The 1,416-nt window shown below is 66.2% G+C and carries 2 protein-coding genes; one reads left to right on the forward strand and one right to left on the reverse strand.

The genetic code is table 11. The features are described 5' to 3' along the window. On the forward strand, positions 1–396 hold a 396-nt coding region (locus PV350_RS46570), incomplete at its 5' end, for an NUDIX hydrolase (protein ID WP_500339304.1). Between the two features lie 603 nt (positions 397–999). Here the strand turns inward: PV350_RS46570 and PV350_RS46575 are convergent. After that, the coding region (locus PV350_RS46575; RefSeq protein ID WP_500339305.1) for a transposase at positions 1,000–1,416 on the reverse strand (417 nt) is incomplete at its 5' end.

A 1,416-nucleotide genomic window follows, 5' to 3' on the forward strand; every position in this document is an offset into this window, starting at 1 on the left:
AGACATCTCGCTCAACCGCCGAGGAGCCTCGTCCGTTCTGCACGGGTCGCCGACCAGCTGGCCGTCACCCGATCGGTGGCCCCGCTGAAAAGGCTCAGTAAATCCATGGTTGGCGTGACCGGCGTTGTCCGCGATACCGAGGCCCGCGTGCTGGTCTTGCGGCACTGCCCCCGAAGGTCGCCAGTGGGCCTGCCTGCCGGCTGCGCAAGGCAGACGAGGATTTTCCGCAACGCCGTCGCCCGCGGGGTAAGTGAGGAGGCCAGCCGTGAAGTCGAGGTCGGCGAGGCGGTCCACCCCAGAAGGGCTACAGGCCGCGCGTGGAGCTGGCGTATGTCCGTCATGCTCGTTGGCGGCTTCCTGAAAATCGACTCATTTCAGGTTCCGGAAGCCAAGTGAGTGTCGGCGAACGACCTGCCGTCGGGATTGCAGGAATCGAGGCTTGCGTGGTGAGCCGGTGGCGGTCCGTCCCAGGACGGCGGGGGGGGGGTGCCCCTATGTCTTTGGTCAAGTCATCGGGGTGCCTTCGGAGGCCCCGGGGGATCGTCAGTGGTCCATGACTGTGTCGGCCTCGGCGCCTTCGTAGGTCCAGCTGACCGAGGCATCAGGATGCGGCGGGGAGTGCTCTGAGGTGCGATAGTTGGCGCCGCACCAGGCGAGCGGACTTGCTAACGGCAGGGGGAATGGGTGGAAGGGATTACTGAGGACCAGGTCGCACGGCTGGTCCGTTTCGTGTCGGAACGCATCCCCGACGCGGCCGCACTTCAAGGCGAAGCCCGCCGCACGGCCGCAGCCCTTCGTCTAGCCGCAGACAAACAGATCGCTGCGGTGCGCTTCCATCGAGCCGCTCCGCCTGTGAACGGGGCAACGCCCGATTTGGCAGCCGCCGCATGGAACCTTCTGGTCGCTTTCGCTGGGATCTGGCATGACCACCCAGAGTTCCCCGCCGACGCCGCCAAAGAGACGTCCGAGTTTGACTGCGATTCGCCGCTCTAGCGGATCTCAAGCAACTGTGGCGGGCCGGGACTCGTAGAAGGTTCCGTCGCGGAGCATGGCGAACAGGACGTCGGCCCGGCGCCTGGCGAGGCAGAGCAGGGCCTGTGTGTGGTGCTTGCCTTGCGCGATCTTCTTGTCGTAGTAGGCCCGCGATGCCGGATCACCCAGGGCGGCGAACGCGGAGAGGAAGAAGGCCCGTTTGAGCTGCTTGTTTCCCCTCCTGGAGGGCTGTTCGCCGCGGATCGAGGAGCCCGAGCTCCGGGTCGCCGGGGCGAGGCCGGCGTAGGCGGCGAGGTGGCCGGCGGTCGGGAAGGTACTGCCGTCGCCGCAGGGCTTGATCAAGTTCCTTAAGGTTCGGGCTTGTTGGTGATGCCCAGAAGTGGGAGTGCTCGTTCGGGTTGGTCGCGGATTGCGCGGGTGGTT

It is taken from the genome of Streptomyces sp. PA03-6a, from assembly GCF_033792765.1.
GTDB lineage: Bacteria > Actinomycetota > Actinomycetes > Streptomycetales > Streptomycetaceae > Actinacidiphila.